16 protein-coding genes are annotated in these 14812 nt (G+C 61.0%); 6 read left to right on the top strand and 10 right to left on the bottom strand.

Annotated elements, in window-relative coordinates; genetic code table 11:
- Positions 1-295 precede the first annotated feature (295 nt).
- Complete coding sequence (locus ABFB52_RS27105; RefSeq protein ID WP_011336300.1) at positions 296-1399, top strand: GlxA family transcriptional regulator; 1104 nt, start codon at positions 296-298, stop codon at positions 1397-1399.
- Between the two features lie 78 nt (positions 1400-1477).
- On the opposite strand, the gene ABFB52_RS27100 is transcribed toward ABFB52_RS27105, so the two are convergent.
- From ABFB52_RS27100 to choX, 6 genes are all read right to left on the bottom strand, one after another.
- Complete coding sequence (locus tag ABFB52_RS27100; RefSeq protein ID WP_007959758.1) at positions 1478-1738, bottom strand: hypothetical protein; 261 nt, start codon at positions 1736-1738, stop codon at positions 1478-1480.
- Between the two features lie 273 nt (positions 1739-2011).
- On the bottom strand, positions 2012-3175 hold the full coding sequence (locus tag ABFB52_RS27095) for a gamma-butyrobetaine dioxygenase (RefSeq protein WP_129972210.1): 1164 nt from the start codon (positions 3173-3175) through the stop codon (positions 2012-2014).
- A 24-nt stretch (positions 3176-3199) separates the two neighbouring features.
- Positions 3200-3676, bottom strand: a complete 477-nt coding sequence (locus ABFB52_RS27090; protein ID WP_064380221.1) for a thioesterase family protein — start codon at positions 3674-3676, stop codon at positions 3200-3202.
- A 238-nt stretch (positions 3677-3914) separates the two neighbouring features.
- Positions 3915-4880, bottom strand: a complete 966-nt coding sequence (locus ABFB52_RS27085; RefSeq protein ID WP_102685738.1) for an L-carnitine dehydrogenase — start codon at positions 4878-4880, stop codon at positions 3915-3917.
- Positions 4881-4950: 70 nt separating this feature from the next.
- A complete protein-coding gene (locus ABFB52_RS27080) occupies positions 4951-5838 on the bottom strand; it encodes a 3-keto-5-aminohexanoate cleavage protein (RefSeq protein ID WP_064380223.1) in 888 nt (295 codons plus the stop codon).
- A 75-nt stretch (positions 5839-5913) separates the two neighbouring features.
- A complete protein-coding gene (choX, locus tag ABFB52_RS27075; protein ID WP_007959767.1) occupies positions 5914-6858 on the bottom strand; it encodes a choline ABC transporter substrate-binding protein in 945 nt (314 codons plus the stop codon).
- A 192-nt stretch (positions 6859-7050) separates the two neighbouring features.
- On the opposite strand from choX, the gene ABFB52_RS27070 reads away from it, so the two are divergent.
- Together ABFB52_RS27070 and ABFB52_RS27065 are read left to right on the top strand one after the other, a co-directional pair.
- Entirely contained in the window at positions 7051-7995 is a 945-nt protein-coding gene (locus tag ABFB52_RS27070) for a GlxA family transcriptional regulator (protein WP_011336294.1), read from the top strand.
- 68 nt (positions 7996-8063) lie between these two features.
- On the top strand, positions 8064-9236 hold the full coding sequence (locus ABFB52_RS27065; RefSeq protein ID WP_129972209.1) for a hypothetical protein: 1173 nt from the start codon (positions 8064-8066) through the stop codon (positions 9234-9236).
- Here ABFB52_RS27065 and ABFB52_RS27060 read toward each other — a convergent pair whose 3' ends face one another.
- From ABFB52_RS27060 to ABFB52_RS27045, 4 genes are all read right to left on the bottom strand, one after another.
- On the bottom strand, positions 9237-9653 hold the full coding sequence (locus ABFB52_RS27060; RefSeq protein WP_007959772.1) for a DUF3010 family protein: 417 nt from the start codon (positions 9651-9653) through the stop codon (positions 9237-9239). It abuts the gene before it with no gap.
- 32 nt (positions 9654-9685) lie between these two features.
- Entirely contained in the window at positions 9686-10009 is a 324-nt protein-coding gene (locus ABFB52_RS27055) for a helix-turn-helix transcriptional regulator (protein WP_129972208.1), read from the bottom strand.
- Positions 9993-10247: a type II toxin-antitoxin system RelE/ParE family toxin gene (locus ABFB52_RS27050; RefSeq protein ID WP_129972207.1), complete on the bottom strand. Its 255-nt coding sequence runs from the start codon at positions 10245-10247 to the stop codon at positions 9993-9995. Before ABFB52_RS27050 ends, ABFB52_RS27055 begins: the two co-directional genes overlap by 17 nt.
- A 212-nt stretch (positions 10248-10459) precedes the next feature.
- Positions 10460-10861, bottom strand: coding sequence for a lysozyme inhibitor LprI family protein (locus ABFB52_RS27045; RefSeq protein ID WP_007959774.1), 402 nt, complete (start codon positions 10859-10861; stop codon positions 10460-10462).
- A gap of 234 nt (positions 10862-11095) precedes the next feature.
- Between ABFB52_RS27045 and ABFB52_RS27040 the strand changes: the two genes are divergently transcribed.
- From ABFB52_RS27040 to dgcA, 3 genes are all read left to right on the top strand, one after another.
- Complete coding sequence (locus ABFB52_RS27040) at positions 11096-12073, top strand: dipeptidase (protein WP_007959776.1); 978 nt, start codon at positions 11096-11098, stop codon at positions 12071-12073.
- 77 nt (positions 12074-12150) lie between these two features.
- Complete coding sequence (locus tag ABFB52_RS27035) at positions 12151-12681, top strand: DUF5943 domain-containing protein (protein ID WP_007926354.1); 531 nt, start codon at positions 12151-12153, stop codon at positions 12679-12681.
- Positions 12682-12696: 15 nt separating this feature from the next.
- On the top strand, positions 12697-14757 hold the full coding sequence (gene dgcA, locus ABFB52_RS27030) for a dimethylglycine demethylation protein DgcA (RefSeq protein WP_011336289.1): 2061 nt from the start codon (positions 12697-12699) through the stop codon (positions 14755-14757).
- Positions 14758-14812 lie beyond the last annotated feature (55 nt).

The following is a 14812-nucleotide window of genomic DNA, read 5'->3' as shown; positions in this document are numbered from 1 at the left end:
GCGGTGACACTGTAGGACAATCGTGCGCAGGCCAGTTCCCACAAGTGCTACCGATTTGCTCACACGCTCCGGGGCAGGGCTTTTGCGGCCGCTGATGGCACTTCGAATTACCCTCCGTTGGAGCGCTTGTATAGACGCGTCGCGACGTCGTTTTCAGGAGTTATTGAACAGCCATTCAATTTTAGGCATGGCAATTGCTCTGTCATAACAAAGCCCGTCTCACGCAAGAGAACGATGGCAATAACAAGAGCCTCCGCCTGAGGCCATCACCCGCTTTGTGTGAGGAGATACCGCGATGACGTCGTTCAACTCCGGGGCTCAACCCCAGAACCGTGCGCCTCAATCCATCGGCTTTCTGCTGCTGGACAATTTCACGCTGATTTCCCTGGCATCCGCAGTCGAACCCCTGCGCATGGCCAACCAGTTGTCCGGTCGCGAGCTGTATCGCTGGACCACCCTCACTGTCGATGGCGGCCAGGTCTGGGCCAGTGACGGTCTGCAGATCACCCCCGACGCCTCCATGCACAAAGCCCCGGCCCTCGACACCGTTATCGTGTGCGGCGGGATCGGCATTCAGCGCACCGTTACCCGTGAACACGTCTCGTGGCTGCAAAGCCAGGCGCGTCAGTCCCGTCGCCTCGGCGCCGTGTGCACCGGCAGCTGGGCCCTGGCCTGCGCCGGCCTGCTCGACGGCTTCGATTGCAGCGTGCACTGGGAGTGTCTGGCGGCGATGCAGGAAGCTTTCCCGCGCGTTGCGATGAGCACCCGGCTGTTCACCCTCGACCGTAACCGTTTCACCAGCTCCGGCGGCACCGCGCCGCTGGACATGATGCTGCACCTGATCAGCCGCGATCACGGCCGTGAACTGTCCGCCGCGATCTCGGAAATGTTCGTCTACGAACGTATCCGCAACGAGCAGGATCACCAGCGTGTGCCGCTCAAGCACATGCTCGGCACCAACCAGCCGAAACTGCAGGAAATCGTCGCGCTGATGGAAGCCAACCTGGAAGAGCCGATCGACCTCGACGAACTGGCGGTGTACGTCGCCGTGTCCCGTCGCCAGCTCGAGCGCCTGTTCCAGAAATACCTGCATTGCTCGCCGTCGCGCTACTACCTCAAGCTGCGCCTGATCCGCGCGCGGCAACTGCTGAAGCAGACGCCGATGTCGATCATCGAAGTGGCGTCGGTCTGCGGGTTCGTGTCGACACCGCACTTCTCCAAGTGCTACCGCGAATACTTCGGCATTCCGCCGCGTGACGAGCGCGTCGGCTCCAACACCACCCAGCAGGTGGCGATGATGCCGCTGCCGCAGGCCATCGTGATGTCGCCGTTGTCCGGGCCGATGTCGGCGTTGAGCCAGGCACGCAACGAGTCGACCTTCGCCAGCGTGCGCCTCTAAAACGAAAGATCGCAGCCTGCGACAGCGCCTTCAGGAAGGGCACTGTCGCAGGCTGCGATCTTTTTTTTCGGTCAGATGTCAGGCGCGGGTTTGCTGATACTGCGCCAGGGCCGGCAGCAACTGCTTGTCGATGGCTTCGCGCACGGTCGGCTGAATGCTCGCGCTGCTGGTGTACATCTGCTTGACCATGGTGCGCAGCGTGTTGGCCCGCACATCGTCCAGACCCCGCACCGCGCACTCGCAGGCCTGCTGGGCAGTGGAGCCCGACGGTACTTCGAATCCCAACGACTTGAGCTGGCCCAACAGGTCTTCCTGATCGATCAAATCGGCATACATCATGACGCGAATCCTTCTTCGGCAACGGAGGTCGTGGCTCGATTCTGGTAGGCCTGCCCAGGCACGGCAAGGGCGATTTGTCGCAGTGTCCACATTGGCTATGAGCATGTCGTTTTCGGCTAACTTGCCGGCAAGGGGAGTGGGCACACTGGCCTCAGCTCGCTTCACGAAGGTTTGGTCACCCTCGCCACGGCAGCTCCTCAACAGTACCCTCGCCCCGATCCTGTCACGGCTTGTATCGGGGCTTTTTTTACCTGCGAATTACGATGATGCGGTCTAGCGTTGCAACACCAGAATCCGCGACAGCAACTCGTCTCGATCGATGTAGCAGCCCTGAAAATGCCGGGCCCCGGTGGTCGGGTCGAACGCATTGCGCGCGTGCAGGGTACGCCGGTTATCGAAGCACCACAGCTCGCCCGGATTGAGTCGTTGCATGACCCGGAAACGTGGCTCGCGCGTCATGGCGATGAAGCGCCGGTAAGCGCGATACAGCAAGGGCATTTGCTCCACAGACGTGTCGAACGCCCCGCGCAGAAAGTTGGCCATGCGGATTTCCGCGACCCGGCCCAACGCGTCCAGGGCGATGATCGGCGCCAGGCAGCGATAATCGCTGTGGCGGTCCTTGTTGCGAAACTCCACCGGGATCTCGCACAGCGCCTGAAACGACGCGGGGTCTTCCTGACGCAACGCTTCGGCAATCGCAAAACCGTCGACGAAAATGCTCTCGCCACCCTCGGCGTCGTTCACCAGACAATGCAGAAATTGCAGCCCCGGTTGCAGCTCGCGGGTCGGCAGATCCGTGTGCAATGGCAGGTTGAAAGCGGTGTAGGCATTGCTGTCGGCATCGGCCTTGGATTGAACGTTGAACAGCACACCGAAGTTGCTCTCGCGGATGAACGAAATGCGCTGGGCGATCAGCTTCAGCGAGCCGGGTTCGGTGGGCACGCCGCGCACCTGGGTCAAGCCGATGTCGCGTACCGCCAGCAACCATTGCAGCAATGCGGCGTTGTCGTTCATCAGGGCTGAATAGTCGAACACCGGCAATTGCAAATCGCTGCGCCACAGGAAGGGTTTAGGTTTGGCGGCGAGGCGTTCAGCGCGGGATTCGTCGTCATAGGCGTGGGCCCGCAGCCAGCCGGCATCGAAGCGGCTGAGGTGGCCGTCCTGCCAGTCGATACGCAGGCAGCCATCGGTGTCGATGTGCGCGGCGGAGGGCGACAGATCCTGCGCCGCATCGACGATCTCGAACACCTGCTCGCGGGTGACGCTGTAGACGCAGTGCGGACACGGACAGTTGTCCCGCAGCCACACGTAGTGGAACGGGCTGACGCGCCCGTCAGCCCATTCGATCAGGACGCGATCCGCCAGGTTCTGCACGCCGTTCAGCGCGCTGATCAACGGATAAGTACGAAAATCGGCAACTGCAGCGGCGGTGTGCATAGTGGCTCCTTGCGATGGATGAGTTTACCGGGCTGGGGGCAGGGCGATGACCCGGCCGATGTAAGCCGGGGCGGGCAGGTCGGCCTGCTCGGCGACGATGGCTTGCAGACGGCCCAGGGTGTCCGGGGTAAATGGTGCGGAGCGCGGCCCGGCGAGGTCGACGTGCAACAGCATCTGTTCGTTGCCGGCCAGCTCCTTGTCACCGCCGGCCAGGTGCAGGCTGTGATAGAGGTGCAGGCGTTTCTGATCGTGGCCGATGATCTGCGTGCGCACTTCGACTTCGGCGTCGAGCTTCACTTCGTGCAGGTAGTTGAGGTGCAGTTCGAGGGTGAACAACGAGTGACCGCTGGCTTCGCGGTTGTTGCTGTCCATGCCGAGACGATCCATCAGAGCGTCGGTGGCGTAGCTGAAAATCAGCAGATAGAAGGCGTCGCGCAGGTGGCCGTTGTAGTCGACCCAGTCGGGGATGATGCGGGTCTGGTAGGTGGTGAGGGTGGGCATGATTGGGTTCCGCTGGAAGTTGGTGTTCAAGATCAAAAGCTACCCCCTCACCCCAGCCCTCTCCCTCAGGGAGAGGGGGAAAGGGAGCCGATCTTCAAGCTTTTCGAGAGCTGAGTTCGACTTGGGATTTTCAGGTCGGCGTAGCTCGTACATTCACCGCGGTCAGTCCCCTCTCCCCTTGGGCGGTCCGACGTTTCGGGAGGGTTAGGGTGAGGGCAGCGGTTTCAAGCCAGACACATCACTCGCTGAAACTCATTCCATGCTTTTCTTTGGTGGTCTTCACCGCCTCAAGCACCGCCAGCAAGCAATCATCACGATAGCGCTCCAGCGCCGAAATACTGTGCCGGCCCAGTTGATCGCTGGTGCCGTCCACCACATCGTCGATCAACTTGTCGGTCAGTTCCGGTGCCGGCAGGTACGTCCACGGCAACTGCAACGCCGGGCCGAACTGCGACATGAAGTGGCGCATACCGGCATCGCCACCGGCCAGGGTGTAAGTCAAAAACGTACCCATGAACGACCAACGCAGACCGGCGCCAAAGCGGATCGCATCGTCGATTTCACCGGTGGTCGCCACCCCGTCGTTGACCAGATGCAGCGCCTCGCGCCACAGCGCTTCGAGCAGGCGGTCGGCGATGAAGCCCGGCACTTCCTTGCGCACATGCAGCGGGCGCATGCCAAGGGATTCGTAGACTTTCAATGCCGCTTGAACCGCTTCCGGCGCGGTGTTTTTGCCGCCGACCACTTCCACCAGCGGCAGCAGGTAAACCGGGTTGAACGGGTGACCGACCACGCAACGTTCCGGGTGGGTCGAGCTCTCGTAGAACTCGCTTGGCAACAGACCCGAGGTGCTGGACCCGATCAGGGCATTCGGCTTGGCTGCCGCACTGATTTTGCTGTGCAGATCCAGTTTCAGTTCGAGGCGTTCCGGGGCGCTTTCCTGGATGAAGTCCGCATCGCGCACGCATTCTTCAATGGTCGCGACAAAGCGCAGGCGATCCTGCGACGCGCCCGGCGCCAGACCGTTTTTCTCCAGCGCCCCCCAGGCGTTGGCCACGCGTTTGCGCAGCGCCGCTTCGGCACCCGGCGCCGGGTCCCAGGCCACCACGTCGAGGCCGTGGGCGAGGGCGCGGGCGACCCAGCCGCTGCCGATGACGCCGCTGCCCAGTGCTGCGAAGGTTTTGATTTCGGTGATAAAGCTCATGGTCACTTCCTGGAATGAGGCAAAAAAACGGTGGGCGTCAATGGCCCGCCCACCGGGGGAAAGGGTGATTTCAGCCGCGCTGGGTCAGGCCCATCTTCTTGCGACCTTCAGCCGGGGTCAGCACGCGGGCGCCGAGGCGGCTGAGAATTTCAGTGGCGCGTTCGACCAGTTGGCCGTTGGTCGCCAGCACACCTTTGTCCAGCCACAGGTTGTCTTCCAGACCGACCCGCACGTTGCCGCCAAGCAGCACCGCTTGCGCGGCCATCGGCATCTGCATCCGGCCGATGCCGAACCCGGCCCACACCGCGTCGGCAGGCAGGTTGTCGACCATAGCTTTCATGGTGGTGGTGTCGGCTGGCGCACCCCACGGGATGCCCAGGCACAGCTGGAACAGTGGATTGTCGAGCAGGCCTTCCTTGATCATCTGTTTGGCGAACCACAGGTGGCCGGTGTCGAAAATCTCCAGCTCCGCCTTCACGCCCAGCTCGGTGATGCGCTTGGCGCCAGCCCGCAGCTGGGCCGGGGTGGAGACGTAAATGGTGTCGCCGTCGCCGAAGTTCAGGGTGCCGCAATCCAGGGTGCAGATTTCCGGCAGCAGTTCTTCGACGTGGGCGAGACGGGTCAGCGGGCCGACCAGATCGGTGTTCGGGCCGAACTCCATCGGGTTCTCGCCGGGGCCGATTTCCAGGTCACCGCCCATGCCGGCGGTGAGGTTGACGATGATGTCGACGTCGGCTTCGCGGATGCGCTCCATGACTTCGCGGTACAGCGCCACGTCACGGCTGAACTTGCCGGTCTGCGGGTCGCGGACGTGGCAGTGCACGACCGTGGCGCCGGCCTTGGCCGCTTCTACAGCGGCTGCGGCGATCTGTTTCGGGGTGACCGGCACGTGAGGGCTCTTGGCGGTCGTGTCGCCAGCACCGGTGAGTGCGCAGGTGATGATGACGTCGTGATTCATGGTGCGTTTTCCTTCAGGCGTGATGGGTCTGTTCGCAGCCCGTGGCGGGCTGCGAAGTGGTTCATTCGTTGCGGTTTATTTGCTGGTGAGCTGGAGGTTTTCAGCCGCCGGTTTGCCATCGAAAGTGGTAACGCCTTCGAGCCAGCGCTGTTTGTCCTGCGGGTGATCCTTGAGCCATTGTTTGGCCGATTCGAAAGCGTCCTTGTGATCGAGCAGCGGCTGCATCATCCGGCTCTCGTCTTCGGCGGTGAACGTCAGGTTGCTCAGCAGGCGGCTGACGTTCGGGCATTGTTCGGCGTATTTCGGCGCGGTGACGGTCCACACGGTGGCCATGCCTTCGTTCGGGCCGAGGGCATCGTCGCTGCCGGTCAGATAGGTCATCTGCACGTTGACGTTCATCGGGTGCGGCGCCCAGCCGAAGAACACCACGGCTTCCTTGCGGCGCACGGCGCGATCGACGGCGGCGAGCATGCCGGCCTCGCTGGATTCCACGAGCTGGAACTTGCCGAGGCCAAACTGGTTCTTGGCGATCATTGCCTTGATCTGGGTGTTGGCGCCCGAGCCTGGCTCGATGCCGTAGATCTTGCCGCCCAGCTCCTTCTCGAATTTGGCGATGTCGGCGAAGGTTTTCAGGCCCTTGTCCGCCAGGTAGGTCGGCACGGCGAGAGTGGCGCGGGCGTCCTTGAGGCTTGGCGCTTCAAGCACCTTGACCTGATTGGCGTCGACGAACGGGGTGATGGTCTGGGTCATCAGCGGGTTCCAGTAGCCGAGGAACAGATCCAGGCGCTGGTCGCGTATACCGGCGAAGACGATTTGCTGAGAGGCGCTGGTCTGTTTGGTGCTGTAGCCGAGGCCGTCGAGCAGAACCTGGGCCATGGCGCTGGTGGCGATCACGTCGGTCCAGTTCACCACGCCCATGCGCACGTTCTGACACGATGCGGAATCGGCCGCCATGACACTGGCGCTTAAAAACGCGGTACCGCTGAGTGCGAGAACACAGCTGCTGATCAGTCGTTTCATGTCGGGTTCCTCGGCAGGTCGTTATTGTGGGTTCCGGCGTCTGTGCGCCGGTGATGCTCAAATTACGCAGCAATGCCCCCGCAAAAACGCACTGCGGCGACCAGCTCTTGCACTGCAGCGACCTGTGCTCTTGAATGCCGCTCGCAACTGGCGTATCAACGTTGCACGCTACCCGCTGACCGAGTGCGCGCCATGTCCCAGGATTTCTACTTTCTGTTGATGCCGGGTTTTTCCGCCATCGGTTTCATCTCGGCAATCGAACCGCTGCGGGTGGCCAACCGCTTTCGCGGCGAGCTGTATCGCTGGCACGTCTTGAGCGCCGATGGCGGGGCGGTGCTGGCGAGTAACGGGATGTCGGTCAACGCCGATGCGGCGCTGGAACCGCTGAAGAAAGGGGCGACGCTGCTGGTGGTCGCCGGTTTCGAACCGTTGAAATTCGCCACACCGGCGCTGGAGCACTGGCTGCGACGGCTGGACAACGAAGGCGTGACCCTCGGCGCCATCGATACCGGCAGCTTCGTCCTTGCCGAGGCGGGCCTGCTCGATGGTCATCGCCTGACCCTGCACTGGGAAGCCATCGACGCCTTCAAGGAATCTTATCCACAGCTCAGCGTCACCCAGGAGCTGTTCGAGATCGACCGTCGGCGCATCACTTCTGCCGGCGGTACCGCGTCCATCGACCTGATGCTCGACCTGATCGCCCAGGCCCACGGCCCGCAACTGGCGATCCAGGTCAGCGAGCAGTTTGTATTGGGGCGGATTCGTCCGCGCAAGGACCACCAGCGCATGGAGGTCGCCACGCGCTACGGCATCAGCAACAAGAAGCTGGTGCATGTCATCGGCGAGATGGAGCAGCACAGCGAACCTCCGCTGACCACTCTGGAACTGGCGGAATCGATCAAGGTGACGCGTCGGCAACTGGAGCGCCTGTTTCGCCTGCACCTGAACGACACGCCGAGCAATTTCTATCTGCGCTTGAGACTGGAAAAGGCCCGACAGCTGTTGCGCCAGACCGACATGAGCGTGCTGGAAGTCAGCATCGCCTGCGGGTTTGAATCACCGTCGTATTTCACCCGCAGCTACAGGGCGAAGTTTGCCCGGTGTCCGCGGGAGGATCGGCGACGGGAGGCCGTTTGACGGACGATTATAGTTAATTATACTTTCAGGTATAAATTACAGTCGTTTGAATAATTGAGTGTAAAACCATGTCCCGAAACAACGGCTTCGTTTTCCGCCGCCCCGCTCTGGCCCGCAGCGTTGCCGATGGTCTGGTGGGTGCAGGTCTGCAGGATTTCACCTCCGGCCTTTTTTTGGCAGCGCCGCGTCGCACAGGCAAAAGCACCTTCCTGCGCGAGGACCTGATCCCGGAATGCCAGGCCCGAGGCTGGTTGACGGTTTACGTCGACCTGTGGGCCGACAAGGAAAAAGACCCTGCTGACTTGATTGCCAGTGCCATTGCAGGCGCGTTGGTCCCCTTTGAAAAGGGCATCCGCAAACTGGCGAAGAATATCGGCATCGAAAAACTCAGCTTTCTGCGCACCTTGTCCTGGGATTTCACCAAGCCGCAACTGCCTTCGGGCGCGACCCTGACTCAAGCGCTGGAACTGCTCCACAGTGCCGCCGAAAAATCCGTAGTGCTGGTGATCGATGAGGCTCAGCACGCGCTCACCACCGCCGCGGGCATCAACGCGATGTTTGCCCTGAAGGCTGCGCGGGATCAGCTCAACCAGGGACGGGAAGGCGAGGGCAGCGGTTTGCATCTGGTGTTCACCGGTTCCAATCGCGACAAACTCGCCCATCTGGTGCTGGGCAAGAGCCAACCGTTTTTCGGCTCGAGCATCACGCCCTTTCCGCTGCTGGGAAAAGAGTTCACCCAAGCGTACACCTTGCACCTCAACGCCCATCTGGCCGAGACCAACCAGTTCAGTGCGGCCGATATCGATGACGCCTTTGAATTGGTGGGGCGACGCCCGGAAATGTTGCGCACCATCATCGGCGAAGTCGCGCTGGAGTTGGGCGAGGCCAGCAATCTGGGGCAGTTGCTGCAAAGCCGTGCCGAATTGTTGCGCGCAGGCGTGTGGACCGAGTTCGAAAGCGCCTGGAACGCGCTGACCATCCCTCAGCGCGCCGTGCTGGAGGTGATGGTGGAGCGCTCACAGAACAACGAGCCTTTTGCACCGTTCACTGACAGCACACTCATGGCAGTCGGCAAGGCACTGGAAAACATGGGCAGCGACGTGGTGCCGGGCACCCAGACCATTCAGGCCTGCATCGATGCCCTGCGCGACAAGGAGCTGGTGTGGAAGTCGAGCCGTGGGGGCTATGCGCTGGAGGATAAGTCCTTCGGTGATTGGCTGAGCGCACGTAAAGCGCGCTAGCTACTTCTTCACCAATGCCGAGCACGCTGCCTTGTAGGCTTCATGCTGATACTTGTTCAGCGTCCCCGGCAGCTCGAAATTGTGCTTCTTGGCCTGGGCATTGATCGTCTGCGGCGACAGCAGCGTCACCTCGCAACCGTCCAGCAACTGAAACACGCCCTCGATCTTGAACGTGGTCGGCCCACCGGCAAACTCGCCCTTCTTGCTGCGCTTCTTGATCGCGATGCGATCTATCGAGTTCTCGCGCACGAACGACGCCACCTGAGCGGCGAACAGCTTCACGTTGGCCGCCTCGTCGTCATCGTCCAGCGCGATTTTCTTGGTGTTCAGCGCGACATGGCTCAACACCGAACCGTCGAGGGACGCCACGGCGATGATCGCTTCACTGCCTTTGATTTCGATACCGCAGATGTTCATGTAAATCCCTTGATTGGCTGAAGAGGTGCAGCTTACAGCTCAAGCTGGTTGGCGGTGATGCCAAATGCCGCTGCAATCTTCTCGCGAGTGGCCTTGCGCGGCTTTGCAACGGTTTCCTGCTGGGCAAAAGCCGGCTGTGAAATGCCCATGCGCCGAGCTACTTCTTCCTGGGTCAGGTTGAGATGTTCGCGCCAGGCCCTGATCGGAGTTGCCCCGTCGACAATGCGACTGACCACATCATGGGGAATCAGGTCAGGCTCCATTTTCTGCGCCACATATTGCGCGTACGGAATGACTACGAAAGCGGGTTTGCCCTCGGAATCATTGATGATTTGGATGTCAGTAAGTGCGTTCATCGCGTTTTTTTACCTCTTGAATACTGACCACTTTGATCGCGCCATCCCAGTCAAACATGACTCGGTAACTACCGACGCGCAGCCGATAGGCGTAGTCATGACCAACCAGTGCTTTCACATTGCCCACATCAGGCATATCACCGAGCACCGTGATGGCATCTCTGACCTGACGCTGATGAGCGGAATGCAATTTCAGGAGTTGCTTAACGGCCTTTCGAGTCCAGTGGATGCTGTTCATGGCAGAATATAAGTCTTTTATAAGATTTGCGAATCTTTGCTTATATTTTTCAGGTGGCCAATAAACAAAACTTGACGCTATGTTTCATGAATAGCCCCGAGAACAGAGGCTTCAGACAGGATTTGTAGGGCAAATCTGATCGCTTTGTGGGAAAAGGTTCTTTTGCATCAGAAAGCTGAAAATACTTCCAGCTTTCTCCGGTGAATAAGCGATTACTCTTGTCCGATCGACTCCAAAAACTCCGACCGCTCGTCACTCATCCGCGCCACACAATCATTCTGCGCAATCTTGAACGCTTTGCTGCCGTCCGTCGCCGGGAAGGCTTCAACGGCGCAGTCGGCGTCGCGGGTTTTCAGCCATTGTTGCTGGGCGGCCTTGAGTTTGGCGGTGATGTCGGCCAGTTGCGCCGGGTTCTTGCCGTAGGTGGTCTGCATGCGCTCGTTCAGGCTGGCGTAGTTGTCCTTGAGCAGGTCCTCGGCGGTGGTGCGGCTGTAGGTCGAGCATTCCAGGGTCTGGATGTCGTTTTCCACCGCGTCGCACGGGTTGTTGTCGGACTCTTCGGCGGCGTGTACGCCGGTCGCAATCAGGGCCAGGGCCAGGAAGATCGATTTCATTGATGTCGCCGCTCTAATCCAGTGGTGTTTCCGGGATGCGGCAGATTCTGGCTCAAGCTCGCGGGGTTGAACAGGTGGCCGGTCGGACCGGTTGGCGACCCTTTGTCGCGGATTGACGCTTTCGGCAATTCCCCTGTCGTTTTTGCACCCGGCTGGTCGCGCACCGAGGCATATGCTGGCCCCAAAGCGCCGGCAGACGATTCGGCGCATGAATCGCCAATAAGGGGACGCCTGATGAGCCCAGCCGAATTACACGCCGACAGCATCGTTATCGACGGTCTGATCATTGCCAAATGGAACCGCGAGCTGTTCGAAGACATGCGCAAGGGCGGTCTGACGGCGGCCAACTGCACCGTGTCGGTGTGGGAGGGCTTTCAGGCCACGGTCAACAACATCGCTGCCAGCCAGAAACTGATTCGCGAAAACAGCGACCTGGTGATCCCCGTCCGCACCACCGCCGACATCCGCAAGGCCAAGGAGCAGGGCAAGACCGGCATCCTCTTCGGCTTCCAGAACGCCCATGCGTTCGAAGACCAGATCGGCTATGTCGAGGTGTTCAAGCAGCTCGGCGTCGGCATCGTGCAGATGTGCTACAACACCCAGAACCTGGTGGGCACCGGTTGCTACGAACGTGACGGCGGCCTGTCGGGCTTCGGTCGCGAAATCGTCGCCGAGATGAACCGTGTCGGCGTCATGTGCGACCTGTCCCACGTCGGCTCCAAGACCTCTGAGGAAGTCATCCTCGAATCGAAAAAACCGGTCTGCTATTCCCACTGCCTGCCGTCGGGGCTGAAAGAGCACCCGCGCAACAAATCCGATGAAGAGCTCAAGTTTATTGCTGACCACGGCGGTTTCGTCGGCGTGACCATGTTCGCGCCGTTCCTGGCCAAGGGCATCGATTCGACCATCGACGACTACGCCGAAGCCATCGAATACACCATGAACATCGTCGGCGAAGACGCCATCGGCATCGGCACCGACTTCACCCAGGGTCACGGTCAGGACTTCTTCGAATACCTGACCCACGACAAGGGCTACGCCCGCCGTCTGACCAACTTCGGCAAGATCATCAACCCGCTGGGCATCCGCACCGTCGGCGAGTTCCCGAACCTGACCGAAACCCTGCTCAAGCGCGGCCACTCTGAACGAGTCGTGCGCAAGATCATGGGCGAAAACTGGGTGAACGTCCTGAAAGACGTCTGGGGCGAATAAGCCGCCGCTTCCCGAATACTTCCCCCCGGCCGTCCGCGCCGGGGGCAACACCAAAATTTTTCTGGAGTTAAGTTTCCATGGCCAAGATCGCCCCGCAATTGCCAATCGAAGTCGACAGCGAGACCGGTGTCTGGACCTCCGACGCCCTGCCGATGCTGTACGTGCCACGGCATTTCTTCGTCAACAACCACATGGGCATCGAGGAAGTACTGGGCGCTGACGCCTATGCCGAAATCCTCTACAAGGCCGGCTACAAATCCGCCTGGCACTGGTGTGAAAAAGAAGCCGAGTGCCACGGCCTGGAAGGCGTCGCAGTGTTCGAGCACTACATGAAGCGCCTGTCGCAGCGCGGCTGGGGCCTGTTCAAGATCCAGGACATCGACCTCGACAAAGGCACCGCCAGCGTCAAGCTCGAACACTCGGCGTTCGTCTACGTCTACGGCAAGGTCGGGCGCAAGGTCGACTACATGTTCACCGGCTGGTTTGCCGGTGCCATGGACCAGATCCTCGCCGCTCGCGGCAGCAAGATCCGCACCGTGGCCGAGCAGGTCTACGGTGGCTCCGAAGAAGGCCACGACGACGGCCTGTTCACCGTCAAGCCGTTGTAAGTCGAGGAACCCGCCATGGCTTTCGAAGCAATGTTCCAGCCGATCCAGATCGGCAAACTGACCATCCGCAACCGCGTGCTCAGCACCGCGCACGCCGAGGTCTACGCGACCGACGGCGGCATGACCACCGAGCGGTACGTCAAATATTACGAAGAGAAAGCCAAGGGCGGCATCGGCCTGGCGATCTGTGGCGGTTCGTCCGTGGTGGCGATCGACAGCCCGCAGCAATGGTGGAGTTCGGTGAACCTGTCCACCGACCGGATCATCCCGCACTTCCAGAATCTCGCCGACGCCATGCACAAGCATGGCGCCAAGATCATGATCCAGATTACCCACATGGGCCGTCGCTCCCGTTGGGACGGTTTCCACTGGCCGACCCTGATGTCGCCGTCGGGTATCCGCGAACCGGTGCACCGCGCCACCTGCAAGACCATCGAGCCGGAAGAAATCTGGCGGGTGATCGGCAACTACGCGCAAGCCGCGCGCCGCGCCAAGGCCGGTGGCCTGGACGGCGTCGAACTGTCGGCCGTGCACCAGCACATGATCGACCAGTTCTGGAGCCCGCGCGTCAACAAGCGTACCGACGAATGGGGCGGCACTTTCGAGGGCCGGATGAAGTTCGGTCTGGAAGTCCTGAAAGCCGTGCGTGCCGAGGTCGGTGACGACTTCTGCGTCGGCATGCGCATCTGCGGTGACGAGTTCCACCCGGACGGTCTGTCTCACGAAGACATGAAACAGATCGCCAAATATTACGACGACACCGGCATGCTCGATTTCATCGGCGTCGTCGGCTCGGGTTGTGACACCCACAACACCCTGGCCAACGTGATTCCGAACATGAGTTATCCACCGGAGCCGTTCCTGCACCTGGCGGCCGGGATCAAGGAAGTGGTCAAGGTTCCGGTGCTGCACGCGCAGAACATCAAGGACCCGAACCAGGCCACGCGGATTCTTGAGGGCGGTTACGTCGACATGGTCGGTATGACCCGCGCCCACATCGCCGACCCGCACCTGATCGCCAAGATCAAGATGGGCCAGATCGACCAGATCAAGCAGTGCGTCGGCGCCAACTACTGCATCGACCGTCAGTATCAAGGTCTGGACGTGCTGTGCATCCAGAATGCTGCGACTTCCCGTGAATACATGGGCGTGCCGCACATCATCGAGAAATCCACCGGGCCGAAACGCAAGGTGGTGATCGTCGGTGCCGGCCCGGCGGGGATGGAAGCTGCCCGTGTGGCGGCCGAGCGTGGCCACGACGTGACCCTGTTCGAGAAGAAGGAATTCATCGGCGGCCAGATCACTACGGCCTCGAAAGCGCCGCAGCGTGACCAGATCGCCGGCATCACCCGCTGGTTCCAGCTGGAACTGGCGCGGCTGAAAGTCGACCTGCGCCTGGGCACTGCCGCAGATGCCGACACCATCATGGATCTGCGTCCGGACATCGTGGTGCTGGCCGTTGGCGGGCATCCGTACCTGGAGCAGAACGAACACTGGGGCGCCGCCGAAGGGCTGGTGGTCAGCAGCTGGGACGTGCTCGACGGCAAGGTCGCGCCGGGCAAGAACGTGCTGGTCTACGACACCATTTGCGAGTTCACCGGGATGTCGGTGGCCGACTTCCTCGCCGACAAGGGCAGCCAGGTCGAGATCGTCACCGACGACATCAAGCCGGGCGTGGCCATCGGCGGTACGTCGTTCCCGACCTACTACCGCAGCATGTACCCGAAAGAAGTGATCATGACCGGCGACATGATGCTGGAGAAGGTCTACCGCGAAGGCGACAAGCTCGTCGCGGTGCTGGAGAACGAATACACCGGCGCCAAAGAGGAGCGGGTGGTGGATCAGGTGGTCGTCGAGAACGGCGTGCGCCCGGACGAAGAAATCTACTACGCCCTCAAGGACGGCTCGCGCAACAAGGGCCAGATCGATGTCGAGGCACTGTTTGCGATCCAGCCACAACCTTCGTTGAGCAGCACCGGCGACGGTTACTTGCTGTTCCGCATCGGTGACTGCGTGGCGCAGCGTAATACCCACGCCGCCATCTACGACGCACTCCGGCTCTGTAAGGATTTTTGACGGCTCAGCTGCGAGCCCAAGCTGCAAGCCGCAAGTAAAAGCACTGCAGTTTCCA

The sequence above is a fragment of the Pseudomonas sp. 9.2(2024) genome, assembly GCF_039695385.1.
Classification (GTDB): Bacteria; Pseudomonadota; Gammaproteobacteria; order Pseudomonadales; family Pseudomonadaceae; genus Aquipseudomonas; species Aquipseudomonas paraglycinae.
This window is presented reverse-complemented; position numbering and strand designations above follow the sequence as displayed.

Bases quoted from the DNA above. Each gene is read 5' to 3' on its own strand.
- ABFB52_RS27105 (WP_011336300.1), top strand. From the start codon at position 296: ATGACGTCGTTCAACTCCGGGGCTCAACCCCAGAACCGTGCGCCTCAA.
- ABFB52_RS27100 (WP_007959758.1), bottom strand. From the start codon at position 1,738: ATGATGTATGCCGATTTGATCGATCAGGAAGACCTGTTGGGCCAGCTC.
- ABFB52_RS27095 (WP_129972210.1), bottom strand. From the start codon at position 3,175: ATGCACACCGCCGCTGCAGTTGCCGATTTTCGTACTTATCCGTTGATC.
- ABFB52_RS27090 (WP_064380221.1), bottom strand. From the start codon at position 3,676: ATGCCCACCCTCACCACCTACCAGACCCGCATCATCCCCGACTGGGTC.
- ABFB52_RS27085 (WP_102685738.1), bottom strand. From the start codon at position 4,880: ATGAGCTTTATCACCGAAATCAAAACCTTCGCAGCACTGGGCAGCGGC.
- ABFB52_RS27080 (WP_064380223.1), bottom strand. From the start codon at position 5,838: ATGAATCACGACGTCATCATCACCTGCGCACTCACCGGTGCTGGCGAC.
- choX (WP_007959767.1), bottom strand. From the start codon at position 6,858: ATGAAACGACTGATCAGCAGCTGTGTTCTCGCACTCAGCGGTACCGCG.
- ABFB52_RS27070 (WP_011336294.1), top strand. From the start codon at position 7,051: ATGTCCCAGGATTTCTACTTTCTGTTGATGCCGGGTTTTTCCGCCATC.
- ABFB52_RS27065 (WP_129972209.1), top strand. From the start codon at position 8,064: ATGTCCCGAAACAACGGCTTCGTTTTCCGCCGCCCCGCTCTGGCCCGC.
- ABFB52_RS27060 (WP_007959772.1), bottom strand. From the start codon at position 9,653: ATGAACATCTGCGGTATCGAAATCAAAGGCAGTGAAGCGATCATCGCC.
- ABFB52_RS27055 (WP_129972208.1), bottom strand. From the start codon at position 10,009: ATGAACGCACTTACTGACATCCAAATCATCAATGATTCCGAGGGCAAA.
- ABFB52_RS27050 (WP_129972207.1), bottom strand. From the start codon at position 10,247: ATGAACAGCATCCACTGGACTCGAAAGGCCGTTAAGCAACTCCTGAAA.
- ABFB52_RS27045 (WP_007959774.1), bottom strand. From the start codon at position 10,861: ATGAAATCGATCTTCCTGGCCCTGGCCCTGATTGCGACCGGCGTACAC.
- ABFB52_RS27040 (WP_007959776.1), top strand. From the start codon at position 11,096: ATGAGCCCAGCCGAATTACACGCCGACAGCATCGTTATCGACGGTCTG.
- ABFB52_RS27035 (WP_007926354.1), top strand. From the start codon at position 12,151: ATGGCCAAGATCGCCCCGCAATTGCCAATCGAAGTCGACAGCGAGACC.
- dgcA (WP_011336289.1), top strand. From the start codon at position 12,697: ATGGCTTTCGAAGCAATGTTCCAGCCGATCCAGATCGGCAAACTGACC.